This window comes from Nodularia chucula CCY0103, assembly GCF_963923915.1.
GTDB lineage: Bacteria > Cyanobacteriota > Cyanobacteriia > Cyanobacteriales > Nostocaceae > Nodularia > Nodularia chucula.
Genome location: NZ_CAWUOL010000213.1, coordinates 1 through 746 on the forward strand (window position 1 = coordinate 1; position 746 = coordinate 746).

At 39.3% G+C, this 746-nt stretch carries 1 pseudogene; it reads left to right on the forward strand.

Annotated features, from left to right (window positions below):
* Positions 1–95: 95 nt before the first annotated feature.
* A pseudogene (locus tag ACM0OP_RS24260) lies at positions 96–746 on the forward strand (DEAD/DEAH box helicase); the annotation flags it as partial.

Sequence of the window (746 nt, forward strand, 5' to 3'; positions counted from 1 at the left end):
ACTCCTTTCATCTACTCAACCCCAGATGTAGAAAGCAGAAGAGTGAAATATTTTTTATACTAAGCTTGAGTGCCTTTCAAAGGGTTTAAGTTTCCATGCTAGAGTCAGAAAAACTTATCCAGATAGTAAAAGCTTGGTTAGCCTACATCAAATTAGAAGAACTGACTCAAGCCGAGGTCGAGCGTTCTTCAGATATCTATTCAAAAGTAGTAGATAAAGGAGTGCAACTGGTTGGCAACAAATTACTTTTAGATAGCGAAATATTTACGCAATTCCAGAAACAGCAACAAGCAGCCAAAAGAGGTAACAAAAATGATGTTCAAATGGCGGTTGCTTTCCCACAAATTTATAGAATCAACGGTAAAGGAAAAGAGCAAAAGCTGAAATATCTGCCTCTGTTCACAATTGATATTTCACCCATATTCAAAGGCAATTACCGTAAAACTGGCTGGGACTTAACCGAATACGAGTTTCAGCCAGTAGTCGTTAATTTAATGCGACTCTACACACTAGAGGAAGAGCAAGCCGAATCACTGATTGTTGCGTCAGGAATATTGAAATTCTTAGAAGATACCTTTAAAGGAAGATTCCCGACCCTGCGAGACTTCCTTGACTTGGTAGACTTACCAAACGGAAGATACAAAACTCTTCAACAACCTTATTTGCTACGCTGCGACTTTACACCCTATAACGCCCAAATAAAGCAAGACCTGCAAGAAATCCTCAAGCAACTGCAACAAACTGAC